The following is a 16399-nucleotide window of genomic DNA, read 5'->3' on the forward strand; positions in this document are numbered from 1 at the left end:
CTATGGCCATGCGCCCTCTTTCCCTTTGCTGCCTCGCGCTGCTGCTGTGTGCAGGCAGCGCCCAGGCCACCCGCCAACACCTGCCAGAGCAACAGTCATTCAGCGTGATCAACCCGTCCGAGCACCAAACGCAGCTGCAGCAGTTGCAACAGGTTGCGCAGGCGCTTCAGGTGCAGGTAAAGGAACGCCCCCGCCCCGCCGGTCGGGCCAGCGTCAGCCTGCAACCGATGTTCTCCTCGCAGAGCGGTAGCTGGCCGTTTGAACCGTTCGTCAACAATGGCTTGTTCCGCGCGATCGCCGGTTATCAGGCCCACCACCCGCAAGCGGTCGTGATCCGCGGCGGTAGCATCACCCTGGCGCAACTGCAGCAGGCCCTGAACGATCCGCGCATCCTCAAGCCGTACAAGGATGGCTACCTGCTCAGCTACCCGCTGATGATCGGCAGCGACGCTGGGCTGGTTGTTGAAGGCACCAGCCTGTACCTGTATAGCTATTCCGGCACGGCGCTGATCAACCAGGGTTGGCTGGGCCTGAACCAGTCGCGCCTGGAGAGCGTTGCCGGTGACAAGCCTGGCAGCACTGATCGCGCCTGGCGACCGTTCGTAGTGGCCTGGGCCGGCAGCCATACCCAGGTCATCGGCTCAACCCTTGAACGGCTGGGCTACAACGCACACCTGTCCCGGGGACTGAGCACCGCACTGAGCGCCCAGCAAGCGGCGAACAGCGCCCCGGCCACCCTGATTGTGCGCGACAGCCAGTTCAACGCGCTGTCCAGCGCGGTGGAGCTGCAGCACACCCAGGCGCAGATCAGCGGTAGCCGTTTTGAGCATTCCCAGCAGTACGGAATTGATGTGCGCGACAGTCAGGTCAACCTGCTCGACAACCAGGTGCGTGGTATCGACAACAACAGCGGCATCCGCCTGCGCGGGCAGACTGTGGCGCGGGTCGAGCGCAACCTCATCCTCGGCGCGCACAAGGCCGCTATCGAAGTCAGCGATCAACGCGGGCCCCTGCTGCTGCGAGCCAACCTGATCGGCGACAGCCGTGGCAATGGCATACAACTGCGCAACCTGTCAGCCACTGCCCAGGCGCCGCTGCTGATCGAAGACAACCTGATCGGCAACAGCCAGGGCAGCGCCGTGGATGGCAGCGAAGTGAGCGGCATCGCGCTGATCAACAACCGCATCGGCAACACCCCGGAATATGCCATCAGCCTGCGCAATGCCGCGCCACTGACAGGGCCGCTGATCCTCAGTGGCAACACTCTGGGTAAAGCAGGCAAGGCGGTGGTGCGCGTTGAAGGCATGCAGCAGGTGGTGCTGGGCGGCAACCACTTTGAAGGCAAACCCTTGCTGCAGAACCTGCTGATCGGCGACTTGCTGAGCATTCAAGGGCCATTGCTGGAAGCGACTCAACGCCAAGGGCATGTGGTGCGCGTCAGCCAGTAACACGCCTCCGGTGGGAGCGGGCTTGCCCCGCGATGGCGGTCTGCCAGATACACCGCCATCGCGGGGCAAGCCCGCTCCCACCGTGCGTTAAATAACACGTTGCATGCGCACGAAACACTCATCCTCACCCACCGCGGCAAAGCCCCGGCGCCGGTACAAGGCCTGCGCCGGGTTGCTTTTAAACACCGTCAAGCGCAACAACGGTAAGCGCCGTTCGCCAGCCCACACGGCCAGCTGTTCCAGTACCTGGCTGCCAATCCCCCGCCCCCGTGCCGCCTCGATCAAGTGCAGCTCGCGGATGTACAAGGCCTGGCGGTCCTGGCTGAGGCTACAGAAGCCCAACGGCGTGTCACCCTCCGCAATCAACCACTGCTCGCGCCAACCCCAGGCCTGGTCGAAGGCCTCTTCGATCCACAGCAGGTCGAACTCATGGTAATAACGCAGCATGGCCCGGCGGGTCAGATCACGGGCGAAGGTGCGATGCTGGGCGGTGGCGGGAATCAGTTGCAAGGTAATCGGATCCATGAAGGTGGGAGCGGGCTTGCCCCGCGATGCGATGTGCCTGACTGTCTGCAATCGCGGGGCAAGCCCGCTCCTACCGCTCGTCGGCGTAACACACGGGTGAACTCGGCGGGCCTTGCCGGTCCAGTTCGTCTTCCAGCCATTGGGCCAGTACTACGGCATTATTGTGCAGGGTGTCTTTGCCGGCATACAACAAGGTCAAGTCCCCCTTCGCGGCCATGCCCAACAGCGGCCACCAATGTTCAGGACAGGCCGTCAGCTGTTGGCGGTAGCGCTCGGTAAAACCGACAAAATCCACTTCGCCTTTGTGGAACGCCTGGCGCAACGCCGTAGACGGCGCCACTTCTGGCAACCACAAGGCCTGCAACTGCTCTTTACGCACGTTGCGCGGCCACAAACGATCAACCAACACACGCTGGCCATCCGCCACTTCCTCAGGGTCATAAACGCGCTTGCAGCAGATCATCGGAACCTCGGCTACTTTTGTTCAGCCTAGTCTTTTTCATTGATCGGGATCAGCTCGGTAGCTGCGATTTTTTTTATGCTTGCCGCCTGAGGTAACCAACCCGGAGTCATCCATGACTACCCCAACGCTGGCCGGCAATTCGCCGCCGGCCACTTCCGATCCACGACCGCAGTTGCATCACAAACCCGGTCGCAGCACGCTCATTCTGTTCTTCGGCCTGTTGTTGGCCGGCCTGCTGTTCACCGCCTGGAGCCTGGCTCACGACATCGACGCCAGTGGCACAGTGGTCACCACCTGGACGCCCTTCTTGTTACTGGGCGTGGCGCTGGTGATTGCCCTGGGGTTCGAGTTCGTCAATGGCTTCCACGACACCGCCAACGCCGTGGCCACGGTGATTTACACCCACTCCTTGCCGGCCTCGGTCGCCGTGGTGTGGTCGGGCTTTTTCAACTTCCTCGGTGTGCTGCTGTCCAGCGGTGCCGTAGCCTTTGGCATCATCGCGCTATTACCGGTGGAGTTGATTCTCAAGGTCGGCTCGTCGGCCGGTTTTGCCATGGTCTTCGCCCTGCTGCTATCGGCGATCATCTGGAACCTGGGTACCTGGTGGCTCGGCCTGCCAGCCTCTTCTTCGCATACCCTGATCGGTTCGATCATCGGCGTCGGCGTGGCCAATGCATTGATGCACGGCCGCGATGGCACCAGCGGTGTCGACTGGGCCCAGGCCAGTAAAGTGGGCTATTCATTGCTGTTGTCGCCGCTGGTCGGTTTTGCCTGTGCGGCGTTACTGTTGATTGCCCTGCGCCACCTGGTCAAACGCCGCGATCTGTACCAGGCTCCGGTCGGCAACACCCCACCACCGTGGTGGATTCGCGGGGTGCTGATCATGACCTGCACCGGCGTGTCGTTTGCCCACGGCTCCAACGATGGCCAGAAAGGCATGGGCCTGATCATGCTGATTCTGGTCGGCACCCTGCCCATGGCATACGCCCTGAACCGCACCATGCCCGCTGAGCAGACACTGCATTTCGCCGCCGTGGCCGAAGCCACCCAGCACGCTCTGCAGCGCGGCGAAGTTCCCGTTCTGCACGCCGACCCGAGAAAGACCCTGACCGAGTTCATTCGCCAACCGGCGGTCAGCCCCGAGCTGGTGCCCGCCCTCGCTGCCCTGACCGGCGCTATCGGTAGCGAAGTCAAAGCCTATGGCTCGTTGAACCGGGTACCGGCCGAGGCGATGGCGAACGTGCGCAACGACATGTACCTGACCAGCGAGACCATTCGCCTGATCGACAAGCACCAGTTGATCGCGTTCGATGCCGACACACAGGCCAACCTGAAGATGTTCAAGCATCAGCTCGATGATGCCACCCGCTACATCCCGCTGTGGGTGAAGATCTCCGTGGCAATTGCCCTTGGCCTCGGCACCATGGTGGGCTGGCGGCGCATTGTCGTGACCGTTGGCGAGAAGATTGGCAAGACCCACCTGACCTACGCCCAGGGCGCCTCGGCGGAGCTGGTGGCGATGTGCACCATTGGTGCAGCCGACATGTATGGCCTGCCCGTATCGACTACCCATGTACTGTCGTCCGGCGTGGCCGGGACCATGGTTGCCAACGGCTCGGGCCTGCAGATGCGTACCATCTTCAACCTGCTGATGGCCTGGGTGCTGACCTTGCCAGCGGCGATTGTGCTAGCGGGTGGGTTGTACTGGCTGTTGAGCCACGTGTTCTGACGCACAAGGGCCCAGCGCCAGGCTGGGCCCGTTTTACCCTCAGCGACGATCGCTGACTGCGTTACTACCGTGGGAAATGATCACTTCCACCCGACGATTGAGCTGACGCGACTGGGCGTCGGCATTCGAGGCGACCGGGTATTCCTTGCCATACCCCGCCACCTTGACCCGCTCAGGGGCAATGCCGTTGCGGCGCAAGGCGTTGGCCACAGATGCCGCACGTCGCTCCGACAACTGCTGGTTGAACAGGTCACCACCGGTTGCATCGGTAAAACCCTCGACACGCACCTTACGCTCAGGGTTGGCGAGCAAATACTCCGTCAACTGGTCCAGATTGCGCAGGCTGTTGGCCTTGAGCTCGGCACGGCCGGTATCGAACAGCACATCACCAAAGGTGACCACCGCACCGCGCTCTGTCTGTGTGGCTTTGAGCTGCTGCAACGCCTTGAGCTGTGCAGTGCGCACATCCAGGCGCGCCAAGGTACGCTGAGCCTCGATGCCTTGCAGGCCCGCTTCAGCCACGCGCAAATCGATGGTCTGTTCGGCGATGGCAATTTTCTGTTTGGCCAGGTAAGCCAATTGCTCGACCTGAGGCGCCTTGCGATCCTTGAGCGAAGCCAGATCAGCCTGGCTCAAGGCGGCAAATGCCGCTTTGGTTTCCAGCCCGGCCAGGCGGCTGGATTCTGGCTTGCTTTGCAAGGCGCTGAATTGTTCGCGCGCTTCGAGTAGACCAGCATGTTCAGGGGTGGTGCCACAGCCGCTGAGCAGCAGGCCGGTCATTGAGGTGGCAACGAGCAGGTATTTGATGTGCATACAGGCACTCCTTATTGGCTGAGCGGAACAATGGCGTCGGGGGCTTGCAGCATTTCCTCGCGCAAAACCTCGATGCCTTGGCGGGCTTCGCTGAGCTGTTGCTGGGCGCGCAGTGCCCGAGCCTTGCGCTCGGCCAGGTTGGCATCGGCCTCGGCCTGTTCGGCCAGCAGCCGGGCGCGGGTAAAGTCTTGCTCGCCGAGGGCACGCTCCAGCGCGTAGAGCTTGTCCTGGGCGTCTTTCATTTCTACCGGGGCAAACTGCGTGGCGTCGGCGGTTACCGCGCGACTGACCGCATTGCGGGTCAGTTCGACCTGCTCGGTGGGTGCGACAACACTGGCGCAGCCGCCCAGTGCAGCCAATAGCGCCACCATCAGGCCGGAAACGGCCAGGTGTTTTGAAGTGCGTTTTACAGCCATAGAAAGACTCCATCTGCGTTTAAGCAGTCTTCCCACCGTTCAGGCACGCAGACGCAACCGTTGCCCTGCAGCACAGGGCAATAGGTGTGTCAGAAAGTCTGCAAGCCGGGGATGGTGATCGGCGCGGTGAGCGCGCAATACACAACAAAAGGTGGGATTAACTGAACATCGGCGACAGCCGTTTAGTTGAGACGGCGCAAGAGTATTCCGACAGACAGGGCTTACCAATCGGAAGCATTCGCCCTATCTAGTAGGATTTTTCTACAGACAACACACTGATTGTCAGCCCCTGAGCATCACCCAATCGCGGTGCAACTCTGGCCCACACTGGAAAAACGCTTCGCCCACCTTGTGAAAGCCATTGCGCTGATAAAAGCCGATCGCCCGGGCATTCTGTTCGTTGACGATCAGGCGCACCGCGCCCGCCACCTGCGCCAGGGTGTCGTCGAGCAAGCGCTGCCCGGCGCCGGTACCGTGCTGTTGGGGCAACACGTAGCAGCGGCTGAGTTCCGGCAAGCCCTCAAGCGCCACAATCCCAAGGTCATCGGGCAGCGTGTCGATCATGCTGTAGCCGACCACCTGGCCGTGCTGTTCAAGCACCCGCAATTGCCTGGCTGGGTTGTCCAGGTGCAGATGAAAGTGCGCCGCTTGCAACTGCGTGTGGATATAGCATTGCAGGGCACTGGCAGAGGCATCTGCCGGACTTGCCAAGGCAAATGTCTGGGCAGCCACACGGCTTAACGCCTCGGCATCGCTATGCCGGGCTTCACGGGTACTGAAGGGCATGGAACAACATCCTGTTGTATCGGGCTGACCCGCATAGTAGCCCGACGCTGCGTGCACCGACAGTCTGTACCGCTCAAGCGCGTGTGGCGTGCTTTAACGCCGACGAAACAGCGGCCGTGGCTCGATTACCGAACGCCCATAGAGCACGCTCATCCCGGCCAGCCCCTTGAGCGCGTCCTCGGCGCTCTTGTCTTCGCGGATGGCAAAGCTGTCGAAACCGCACTGGCGCATATGGCTCAGTTGATCGCGCAGCACGTCACCAATGGCGCGCAGCTCACCCTGCCAACCCAAGCGCGTGCGTAACAGGTAGGCCTGGCTGTAGCCGCGGCCGTCACGAAAGCTGGGGAAATCCACCGCAATCAAAGGCACCTGCACCAGCAAAGGCCGCAGCGGCTCGACGTCGTCATCCGGCCCCAGCCACAAGCCATCGCGGCCTTCAGGCTGCATCGCCTGGCGCGCCAGCCAGGTCTGCAGGGGCAAAATCAGTGCCCCTGCAGGCAATGCCGAGCTGTCGTCGCGCACCAGCTGCCAGGCGTCCTCGACCTGCAACTGTGGCTCACCGTTGCGCAACGCAATCACATTACGCATATCAACTCCTCGGAACGCTTGGCATAGACTCGCTCCTTGAACGGCTCCAGACCGACCCGGCGCACCGTGTCGATAAAGGGTTCATCCAGTTCACGGTAAGCGCAATACGTAGCGATGATCTGCTCGATCACCCGCGGGATTTCTTCGGCGCTGAAGGATGGGCCAATCACCTTGCCCAGGGTGCTGTCCTTGCCCTGCGCGCCACCGAGGGTGATCTGGTACCACTCGCTGCCGTTCTTGTCGACGCCAAGGATGCCGATGTTGCCGATATGGTGATGGCCGCAGGCATTGATACAGCCCGAAATGTTCAGGCTCAGGTCACCCAGATCGTGCAGGTAGTCGAGGTCTTCGAAACAACGCTGGATCGACTGTGCAATGGGGATCGACTTGGCATTGGCCAAGGCGCAGAAGTCACCGCCGGGACAGGCGATGATGTCGGTCAGCAGGCCGATGTTGGCGGTACCCAGGTCACGCTCACAGGCCAGGCGCCACAGGGCGTGCAAGTCTTGCTTGCGCACGTCCGGGAGGATCAGGTTCTGTTCGTGGGCGATACGGATTTCACCGAAACCGAACTGTTCGGACCAGTCGGCCACTGCCTCCATCTGCGCCGCGGTCAGGTCGCCAGGGGGTGAGCTGATGCCGGGTTTGGTCGACAGCACCACGCTGGCATAGCCAGGGACTTTATGCGCCTTCACGCAGCAGGCCACCCAGCGGGCAAAGCCATGGTCCTGGGCCAGGTGGGTTTCGTACTCAAGGTCGTTGTCAGTCACGCTGGCATAGGCTGGCGGCTCGAAGGCTGCCGCCACGCGCTGGAACTCATCTTCGGTGAGCTGCGCCGGGCCGTCCTTGATGTGTTGCCACTCCTGCTCCACTTCCTCAGAGAAGGCCTCGATGCCCAGCGCCTTGACCAGAATCTTGATCCGCGCCTTGTACTTGTTGTCACGTCGGCCATGGCGGTTGTACACCCGCAGGATCGCCTCGACATAAGACAACAGGTGCTGCCACGGCAAGCCCTCACGGATCTGCAAACCCAGGATCGGCGTCCGCCCCAGACCACCACCGACCATGACCCGCAGGCACATGCGCCCCTGCCCGTCGCGGTACAGGTACAGGCCGATGTCATGCATCATGATCGCCGCGCGGTCTTCTTCGGCCGAACAGATGGCAATCTTGAACTTGCGTGGCAGAAACAGGAATTCCGGGTTGATTGTCGACCACTGGCGGAGGATTTCGGCCAGTGGCCGCGGGTCGAGCAGTTCGTCGGCCGCCACCCCGGCAAAGGCTTCGGTGGTGATATTGCGCACGCAATTGCCGGAGGTCTGGATGGCATGCATTTCGACTTCCGCCAGGCGCTGGAGGATGTCGGGCACCTGCGCCAGTTCGATCCAGTTGAACTGGATGTTCTGACGGGTGGTGAAATGCCCGTAGCCACGATCGTAGTCGCGGGCGATGTGCGCCAGAGTGCGCATCTGGCGGGCGCCGAGGGTGCCATAGGGAATCGCCACCCGCAGCATGTAGGCATGCTTTTGCATATACAGGCCATTTTGCAGGCGCAGCGGCAGGAACTCTTCTTCACTCAGCTCGCCAGCCATGAAACGCTGCACCTGGTCGCGGAACTGCGCCACACGCTCAAACACCAGCGCACGGTCATACTCGTCATACTGATACATGGTTCGGACCTCATCACGGAGGCCCTTACTATGGCGTTTGGGTGTACTGAGTTACAGATTCAGGTCTTGGGGATTTGTACGGATCAGATGAGTCCGCTTCGCGGGGCAAGCCCGCTCCCACCGGTGTGAGCAACTGTCTTGCACCACCGGTGGGAGCGGGCTTGCCCCGCGATGAACACCCTCAATCAAAACTGCACATCGAGAATCACGTTATCCAGATAGGTGCCGGCAGGCGGTGTGCTCTGGTCGCTGTAGATCCGCGCGTTGTAATTGAACACCTGACTGCCGGTCCCGGTGCCTGCGCCCGGGTTGATGTCCGCGTCGCTGCTGGCCCGTCGCGCACTGCTCAGCGCTCCCCAGCGCTGGCTGCCGGCGCTTTTGAAAATGTCGTAGGCAAGAAAGTCAGCGTTAGCAGATTTCATCCGCCGCCTTCCTGCCGCCGCGTTCTGCCCATCATCCAGGCCCACGGTGTAGCTGCTGCCCTTGGTGCACGACAGGCTGACACTCTGGTTGACGGCAGCAAAGCCACTGATCACCGGCGCGCTGCCAAAGCTGATCGCCGGGGTGGTGATCTGACAATCGTTGGTCACAGTCAGGCTGACGGTCAGGTTGGTGGTCTGTTTTAATACCTGACGGCCCAGGCATACATTGATCACACTGAGGCCGTAGCAATAGTTGATATCCCACTCCACCACGAAGGTCTCCTGATACAGCCCCGCGGCAACGTTGCTGCCGATCAGGGTTTTCAGGTAAATCGGCACGCTCTTGGGGACGGTACCGTTGAGCAATCCCAGCGCATCGATGATGCCATTACGGGCGAAGTCATAGCGCTGGTTGCGGGTGATGACGAAGTTGGTGGTGTTGTTGGCATACAGGGTGTAGTTGATGATGTCGCCAGTCGGCCCGACCAGCCCGGTGGTACCACCAACGGGGGTGAAGGTGGCATAGAAATGGTCGTCGCTGGCCAGCAGGCTCAACAGCGAGCCAGTGCACTGCAAGCCGGCGTTGGTGGTGGATGCCGATTGAACCACCAGGCGCACCTGGGTCGAATTCAGGTTGCCAAAGCTGGCCGGGTTGGTCGCCACGACCGAACACAGCGCCTGGGCCTGGGCGCTGATCAGCAGTAACAAGCTCGCCATCAGCCACTTCATTGGCATACCAGCGGCCCGATCAGCGGCACCTGCGCCTGATCAGCCGGTACCTTGAACTGCACCCGGCAACTGCTGCCATCGCTGAGCGCCACTTTCACACTGTTGTGTTCCGACAATCCTTCCAGGTACACCAAGCCATCCCAACCCACCACCGTGCGCGCCCCGCTCTGCTCGTCCAGCACCTGGCTGCCCAGCGGCAGGTCGTGCTGCGCCGCATCGACCAGGTGCAGGCTCGCCGCGACCACCCGCTGCATCGGAAACTCGAGTAAATAGCCGCTACCACGGCGTACCGCTATACGCTGCTCCACCTGCGACACTTGCACGGTGCTGGGCAATTCCATTGGATCAACTTCGTATTTGCCGCGGTAGTAACCACTGCTCCATGGCACCAGCAAATGGCCGTTGTTGTCGGTACGGCCGACCAGCTGATTTTCGTAGCGCACCGGCACGTCGGCAAAGCCATCGGTGCTGACCACCACGAACGCATCGTCGATGCGATTGGCGGCAAACACCCCGGCATCCATCCACACCAGCGAGCCACTGGCATCCGCCCAACGCGTGGTGTCAGACTCGGTGCCATAGGCGCCGACCTGTAACTGCACCGCCTGCAAGCGCCAGGTCAGGTCGGCCTGGCGATAGGCCTCGCGGTCGCTATTGGCATAGCCAAGGTTGTAGCCCACACCACTGTCCACCGGCACGGCGCGACTGTAGTTGACCCGCTGCAGCTGTTCACCGCTGTTGCTGCGCTCAAGGCTCAAGCTCAAGGTGCCACTGAGGTCGAACGGTATGACCCATTGCGCCTGCACGGCCCATTGGCTGTTACCGATTTCGCGGTTCGCTGACAGGTACAGGCTGCTGTTGCCCCACAAGGGTTTGCTCCAGCTCAGGTTCAGCAAGCGGGTACGACTGTTGTCACCGGCACGTACATCGAAGTAGCCCGCACCCAGGCTGCCGTAGCGCGCCAGGTTGAGGCTCAGGCTGACCTGCTCGCTGCGCTGGCTCAGGCGCGTGTAAGGGCTGTCGAGCAGCGACAGATCGGCGTAGTCGCCACGGCGCTGCAAGCGTTGGTAATTGAAGCCCAGGCGCGGGCTGTTGTACTGATAGCCCAGGCTCCATTGCTGCCCGCTCAGGCTGTCGAAACGGCTCTGGCTCAACGCCGCATTGACCACGCCCCAGTTACCCACCTGCCAGTTGCCGCCCAGCCCCCCCAGAGCCAGGGACTCTGCCACTTCAGCATGACTTTCCAGGGTAAAACGGTCACTTAGGCCATAGCGCAGGCTGGCAGCGGCCACCCCCGGACCATAGGCAAAGTCACGCAAGGCGTAGTCGCGGCGCAGGCTGCCGGCGGCCACCGAGAAGTCGCTCAAGCCTTTTTGCAACAGGCTGCTGGTGACATAGAACGGCAGCGTGGTGGATACCTGCCGCCCGAGAGCATCGGTGGTCACCACCACCGCTTCGCCGGCGCCGTTGATGAAGGGAATGTTGGTCAGGGTGTAGGGCCCGGGCTGCAACTGGGCGCTGGAGCTTTTGTAGCCGTTGATGAACAGGTCCAGGGATGAAGGCACCGCCGCTTCACCGGCAAAGGCCGGCAATGGATAGGTGACCAGGTCCGGACGTACGGCAAAGTCGCGCGACACCTGGATACCACCCAGGCGCACCGAACTGGTCCAGGGCAAGGCGCCGCTGAGTACATCACCCATCTCCAGGGTGAGCAGTCGGGTTTCATCGGTGTAGCGCCAGGTGGTGTCGTAGCGGCGAAAGCCTTTCTGGCTGTCGTCGACGTCATCGCCAGCCAAGGCCTGACGCCACTGCCCGGTGCTCGACAAGGTGCCCCAGGTGTCAAACAGGCGCACTTCGTTCCACGCCGCCAGGTAAGTGCCCGCATCGTCGCTATCGCTCAGGTACAGGTCATAGTTGAGCAGCGCCCCCAGGCTGCTGTGGGCTTCGCTGGCCGGGTACAGCTGGCGGTTACCGATGGCCTGGGTCGGCAACCAGGCCGCAGGCACTTGCAGCAGCAAGCGTTGCCCCTGGCTGTCGTAATCGCTGTGCAAGCCGTTGATGCTGTCCAGCGCCACGTCCCCGTCAGCCAACCCTGGCACTTGCACACCGGCGGCCTGCAGGTCGGCGCTGGCCATGTACAGGCGCCCGGCGCGTTGCTGCACCACCACCAGTTCAGGGCTGCTCATCTGATTGACCACCAGTTCCAGGTACAACTGCGCATCGCCAACGGCCTCCAGGCTCGCCGGTGGCGGCGGCAGTTCGCCGCCGAACAGCGGGCCACAGCAAAGCAGCAGCACACATGCCTTCAGTACCTGCGGGCCGAACGCGCCCGAACGAATACTCACGCACCGTATCCAACCATTACCGGGTCCTCCCTGGCCCCTGATCCTGCACTGTCACCTGCTACTTACTGGCCCTGGCTGAGGGTCTGTGCCGGCTCCTGTCCATTGACCCGCCCCTTTAGCACCGACGCCGCAGTCATTGGCTGCGGCAGCGGCCAGCGCATGCTGGCGCCGGGCAGTACGTAACCGAGCAAGCCTTCAACCAGCGGCCGAGGGTTGCCACCCTGTTGCAGCACGACATCGGTCAAGCGCGCATGCACCGGTCCCGTGTTGCGGATCTCGACGTACGGGCGGCCTTGTACCGACACCGGGCGCCAGCTCAGCGACGGCTTGCCGACACCGCTCTGATCACGCTGGCCATTGGGGTCGGGCTTGCCCCACAGGCCCTGGCCATACACGAACAACGGCACCGAATAGCGCATCTGAAAGCGAATGGCGGCCTGGGGTTTGCCGCTGCTGGCGATGTCGGGCAACGCTGGTGGGATTTCGTCGATGATGATCCGGTAAGCCTGCTCCTGGCCCACCGGTGAGGCGCTGGTGCGGGTCAGGCGGATCAACTGCTTTTGCCCCGGCGCGATCGTGGCCACCGGCGGGCTGCCGATGATCTCGCGCTGGGCCTGGTACTGGTCGTCATAGTCGCCCTGGCGCCAGGCGAACACCCGCACTTGCAGGTTGGTCACCGACGTACCACGGTTTTCCAGCCATAACGCCCCGGCTTTCTGATCGGCCTCAAGCACCGGATCGATCGGCCAGATCAGCACCGAGGTGGCGGCCTGCAGTGGTGCTGCGCAGAGCAGCGCCAGGGTAACGCCGAGCCCGCTGATGAGCCGCCGCGCTTTGCCCGTACCTGACATCATCCATCTTCTCCTTGATTGTCGATGGCCCCCGGCAAGTCCCTCACCAGGTCAATTGCACCTGCAGCACATCGGTGTAGCTGCCCGCTGGCACGCTGCCGCTCAGTTGTGCCCGGGCGTACAGCGGTAGCGTGATTGCATTGGCGTTGCTGTAGCTCACGGCAACCGGCTGGTCGATACCAATGCTCTGGCTGAAACCGGCGTCACTGAACAATTGATAAGCGACCAGCTGCGAGCCGCTGCTGCGTTTGAGGTTGCGGCCGTTGCTGTTGTTCTGGCCGGCGTTGATGCTCATGCTCAGCTTTACCCCCGGCGTGCATTGCAAGGTCACGGTGGTGCCACTGAGCGTGGTGCTGACCGGGCCGCTGAGCAGTGCCGAGTAGTTGCCGAAATCGAGGTTGCCGTAGGTGCTGACGCCACCGACCACCAGGCACCCCGCCACCACCTGGGCGCTGACCTGGAAGGTACTGGTGAGCGCCGCTGACAACGGCCCCGGTGGCAGCCACAGCAACCCTGCCAGCAGCCCATACTGCAACCGCACCACGCCTCAGAAACTCAACTCGACATTCACGGTGTCGGTGTAGGTTCCGGCCGGCAGATTCGCCTTACCCTTGGCCAGGCCATAGAGGTTGACCGTTTGTGCCACCCCGGTGCTGGTCGGCAGGGTGATGGTGCCGTTGATCGCCAGCACCTGTGAATGCCCGGCATCGGTGTAGAAATCGTAGGGCACAAAGTTGCCGCTGCCATCGGCCAGTGCCCGCGTGCCACCGGCGGATTGCGAATCGTGGGCACCGGCGCCGACCTTGATCACCGGCACAGTACCGCTGGAGCAGAGAATACTCATGGCGTTACCACCACCGCCCAACACCTGGCCCGGCGCCTGGGTAAACAGCGCCTCCTGGGTACCGAAGTTCAACGCACCAAAGTTAAGACCGGTGCTGCCGCCGGAACCGTTGACCTGACAGCTGGCGATCAGTGTCAGGCTGGCATTGATCGTTCCGGTGACGCTGGCGGCCTGAGCCTGCGTGCACAGCGCCAGGCCCAGGCCTGCGTAGATGAAGCGTGAGAGATAAGGCTGCATGAGTCACTCCTTGCGTGTTACCAGTCCAGGGTCACCATCAGGGTGTCGCGATAAATACCGGCCGGCAGCGCCTGGGGATGGGCGACCACCACGCCATAGATCGGTATGGGGATCTGCGCTGCGCTGCTGATGGCAAAATTGCGTTGCTGGCCAATGCCGTAGCGGGCGCTGCCGGAGGGGTCGGATGCCAATTGATAGGCAATCAGTTCACGGCCATTGCTCAGGCGGCGATTGGCGCCATCGCCGTGGGCGCCGCCATTGATGCTCACGGTAAACGCCCGTACTGAAGGGTTGCAGCGCACGTGCAGGCTGCCGCTGCTGCCCTCTTCGTCAACGTGCGAACGCAGCGGGCTGGTCCAGCTCGGGCCCTGGCTGCCGAAATCGAGTACGCCATTGCCGTCGTTGTCGAGGCTGCCGCCTGGGTCGCCACTGACCTGGCACGCCGCACTGATCACCAGTCGCGCCTGGATATGCCCGGAGACTGCGGCAAAGGCGTCGGGGCTCAGCAGTAACAGCGGCCCCACACTCAACAACAGGATCTTGTTCATACTGCCAGTTCCTTTAGCAGGCACGCCTTGCCAGGCCGTGCAGTGATCGTCACCAGATGACCGTCACCTTGAGTAAATCCGAATAACGTCCCACCACCGGTATCTGCGTCATGCGGTCGATGCGGGCATACAGCGGCAACTCAACCGAGCCACTGCCGGGCACCCGTGCGTGCTGGATTTCATTGACCGGCAGGGGTTCGCGCCAGGCCGGGTCCTGGTACAAGCGATAGGGAATCGGTTGTGCCGACGGCTGGCCGCTGGCCAGATAGCGCACCTCCCCTACACCACCGTGTTGGCCGGCATCGACCTGAATCTGGTAGCTGGTGTCCGGGTTGCACTCAAGACGCGGCGGACGCTGGCTGAGCAGCTGCGCGGTCCTCGGCCCGGACGGATCGTCCAGGCGGGCGGCGGTGCCAAAGTCAATCACGCCCAAGGCCTGGGCGCCGGCCTCGCGGGGCTGGTGAACGAGCACGCAGCCACGCTGTACCTCCATTTTGACTTCGACCATCAATTCGGCGGCCACTGGGCTTTGAGCAATGAATAGCCCGAGCAGCGCGGCCAGAGAGCGTCCTTTCACTATCCCGTCCTTTACAGCAGGATTGACCTGCCCTTGAGGGTAGCAGTGCAAGCAAAAGCTGCCAGAACGCATGGAAATGTACAGGCCTGGTAGAGGATTTTGCCCGTCCGTTGCCGCACCTGCAGGCTGTCAGCTGCGGGGCATTTGGGTTAAATTAACCGCGCTTGCTCAAGCCGCCCCTTGAGTCCTGAAAGCCTCGAGGAGCCCAGTTTGTCTGCCCGCCCGTCCTGGATACGTTCACCGCTACGCGCGTTGCGCCAACGCCTCAAGCCTGCGCCGCACGACCCGGCCAACCTTGCCGGTACCGTTCGTCAGCATTTTCGCCACAAGGCCGCTGCGCAGGGTTTCACCTTGAGCGCAGGTCAGTTGCAGGTCATTGAACACATGATCGCTGAGGCTGGGCGCCTGGACAGTGGCCGGGCCCGCAGTCTGTACCTGCATGGCGCGGTCGGACGAGGTAAGAGCTGGCTGCTAGACGGCTTCTTTCAGGCCCTGCCCCACGTGCACAAGCGCCGTTTACACTTTCATGACTTCTTTGCCCGCTTGCACCAGGGCATGTTCGAACACCGCCACCAGCAAGACGCCCTGGCCTGCACCTTGGATCAATTGCTGCAAGGCTGTCAGGTGCTGTGCTTCGATGAGTTCCATGTGCACGATATCGGCGATGCGATGCTGATCACCCGCCTGTTCCAGGCCTTGTTCGAGCGGCGCATCTTCGTTCTGCTGACCTCCAACTATGCCCCCGAAGGCCTGTTGCCCAACCCGCTCTATCACCAGCGTTTCGAGCCGGTGATCCGCCTGATCAACAGTCAGATGCAGGTGCTGGAAGTGGGTGGCGACCAGGACTACCGCAGCCTGCCGGGCAATACCAGCCAGCAGCGTTTTACTCAGGGCCACTACCTCTGGCCGGGCAGCGCTGAACAACGCCAGGCGTTGCGCTTGCCGGCGTTTGAAAGCGCACCGCAGATACTGAACGTGGGCCAGCGTCAGTTGCAGGCCCGGTTGATCGCGGAGGGTACGGTGGGGTTTGATTTTGCCCAGATCTGCGAACAGCCTACGGCCGTGATTGATTATCTGGAACTGGCCCAGCGCTTCGACCACTGGATTATCGACGGCTTGCCGTGTCTGGAGGCGTGTTCGATTGCCGAACAGCAGCGCTTCATCAACCTGGTGGACGTGCTGTATGACCAGGACAAGCATCTGGTGCTGATTGGCAGCAGGCCACTGGCTGATAGCCTCGCCGGCAGCGCCAGCGACCTGGCGCGGACCCGTAGCCGCCTGGGGCAATTACAGTAGGAGCGGGCTTGCTGTGGGAGCGGGCTTGCCCCGCGATCGCGGTGTGACAGATACACTTCAATCGCGGGGCAAGCCCGCTCCCACAGGTGGTGCAAGACAGTTACCTACAGCA

General features: G+C 62.2%; 17 protein-coding genes. 3 read left to right on the forward strand and 14 right to left on the reverse strand.

Features of this window, described 5'->3' with window-relative positions; genetic code table 11:
• Window positions 1-2 precede the first annotated feature (2 nt).
• Window positions 3-1448, forward strand: coding sequence for a right-handed parallel beta-helix repeat-containing protein (locus ACP6KB_RS16000; protein WP_442107997.1), 1446 nt, complete (start codon window positions 3-5; stop codon window positions 1446-1448).
• An 87-nt stretch (window positions 1449-1535) separates the two neighbouring features.
• On the opposite strand, the gene ACP6KB_RS16005 is transcribed toward ACP6KB_RS16000, so the two are convergent.
• Window positions 1536-1964, reverse strand: a complete 429-nt coding sequence (locus tag ACP6KB_RS16005; RefSeq protein WP_442114318.1) for a GNAT family N-acetyltransferase — start codon at window positions 1962-1964, stop codon at window positions 1536-1538.
• A 79-nt stretch (window positions 1965-2043) separates the two neighbouring features.
• The gene (locus tag ACP6KB_RS16010; RefSeq protein WP_442107999.1) at window positions 2044-2436 is read right to left on the reverse strand and encodes a DUF488 domain-containing protein; all 393 of its coding nucleotides are present in this window, start codon (window positions 2434-2436) and stop codon (window positions 2044-2046) included.
• Between the two features lie 112 nt (window positions 2437-2548).
• On the opposite strand from ACP6KB_RS16010, the gene ACP6KB_RS16015 reads away from it, so the two are divergent.
• On the forward strand, window positions 2549-4165 hold the full coding sequence (locus tag ACP6KB_RS16015; protein WP_442108001.1) for an inorganic phosphate transporter: 1617 nt from the start codon (window positions 2549-2551) through the stop codon (window positions 4163-4165).
• A gap of 39 nt (window positions 4166-4204) precedes the next feature.
• Here ACP6KB_RS16015 and ACP6KB_RS16020 read toward each other — a convergent pair whose 3' ends face one another.
• From ACP6KB_RS16020 to ACP6KB_RS16075, 12 genes are all read right to left on the reverse strand, one after another.
• Complete coding sequence (locus tag ACP6KB_RS16020) at window positions 4205-4978, reverse strand: OmpA family protein (protein WP_442108003.1); 774 nt, start codon at window positions 4976-4978, stop codon at window positions 4205-4207.
• Window positions 4979-4989: 11 nt separating this feature from the next.
• Window positions 4990-5394 (reverse strand): DUF4398 domain-containing protein, encoded by a 405-nt coding sequence (locus ACP6KB_RS16025; RefSeq protein WP_442108005.1) that lies wholly within the window; start codon window positions 5392-5394, stop codon window positions 4990-4992.
• A 282-nt stretch (window positions 5395-5676) separates the two neighbouring features.
• On the reverse strand, window positions 5677-6180 hold the full coding sequence (locus tag ACP6KB_RS16030; protein WP_442108007.1) for a GNAT family N-acetyltransferase: 504 nt from the start codon (window positions 6178-6180) through the stop codon (window positions 5677-5679).
• 93 nt (window positions 6181-6273) lie between these two features.
• The gene (locus ACP6KB_RS16035; RefSeq protein WP_442108009.1) at window positions 6274-6768 is read right to left on the reverse strand and encodes a DUF934 domain-containing protein; all 495 of its coding nucleotides are present in this window, start codon (window positions 6766-6768) and stop codon (window positions 6274-6276) included.
• Window positions 6756-8438: a nitrite/sulfite reductase gene (locus ACP6KB_RS16040; RefSeq protein WP_442108011.1), complete on the reverse strand. Its 1683-nt coding sequence runs from the start codon at window positions 8436-8438 to the stop codon at window positions 6756-6758. The genes ACP6KB_RS16035 and ACP6KB_RS16040 overlap by 13 nt, the downstream gene beginning before the upstream one ends.
• A gap of 185 nt (window positions 8439-8623) precedes the next feature.
• A complete protein-coding gene (locus ACP6KB_RS16045; protein ID WP_442114319.1) occupies window positions 8624-9589 on the reverse strand; it encodes a Csu type fimbrial protein in 966 nt (321 codons plus the stop codon).
• On the reverse strand, window positions 9586-11880 hold the full coding sequence (locus ACP6KB_RS16050) for a fimbria/pilus outer membrane usher protein (RefSeq protein ID WP_442114320.1): 2295 nt from the start codon (window positions 11878-11880) through the stop codon (window positions 9586-9588). The genes ACP6KB_RS16045 and ACP6KB_RS16050 overlap by 4 nt, the downstream gene beginning before the upstream one ends.
• A 116-nt stretch (window positions 11881-11996) precedes the next feature.
• On the reverse strand, window positions 11997-12785 hold the full coding sequence (locus tag ACP6KB_RS16055; protein ID WP_442114321.1) for a fimbrial biogenesis chaperone: 789 nt from the start codon (window positions 12783-12785) through the stop codon (window positions 11997-11999).
• 43 nt (window positions 12786-12828) lie between these two features.
• Window positions 12829-13320 carry a Csu type fimbrial protein gene (locus ACP6KB_RS16060; RefSeq protein WP_442108013.1) on the reverse strand — a complete coding sequence of 164 codons (492 nt, stop codon included), beginning with the start codon at window positions 13318-13320 and terminating at the stop codon, window positions 12829-12831.
• Window positions 13321-13332: 12 nt separating this feature from the next.
• The gene (locus tag ACP6KB_RS16065; protein ID WP_442108015.1) at window positions 13333-13866 is read right to left on the reverse strand and encodes a Csu type fimbrial protein; all 534 of its coding nucleotides are present in this window, start codon (window positions 13864-13866) and stop codon (window positions 13333-13335) included.
• A gap of 17 nt (window positions 13867-13883) precedes the next feature.
• A complete protein-coding gene (locus tag ACP6KB_RS16070; RefSeq protein WP_442108017.1) occupies window positions 13884-14414 on the reverse strand; it encodes a Csu type fimbrial protein in 531 nt (176 codons plus the stop codon).
• A gap of 49 nt (window positions 14415-14463) precedes the next feature.
• On the reverse strand, window positions 14464-14991 hold the full coding sequence (locus ACP6KB_RS16075) for a Csu type fimbrial protein (RefSeq protein ID WP_442108019.1): 528 nt from the start codon (window positions 14989-14991) through the stop codon (window positions 14464-14466).
• Window positions 14992-15201: 210 nt separating this feature from the next.
• Between ACP6KB_RS16075 and zapE the strand changes: the two genes are divergently transcribed.
• Window positions 15202-16287, forward strand: coding sequence for a cell division protein ZapE (gene zapE / locus ACP6KB_RS16080; protein WP_442108021.1), 1086 nt, complete (start codon window positions 15202-15204; stop codon window positions 16285-16287).
• Window positions 16288-16399 lie beyond the last annotated feature (112 nt).

The organism is Pseudomonas sp. NUPR-001 (assembly GCF_052147955.1).
Taxonomy (GTDB): domain Bacteria; phylum Pseudomonadota; class Gammaproteobacteria; order Pseudomonadales; family Pseudomonadaceae; genus Aquipseudomonas.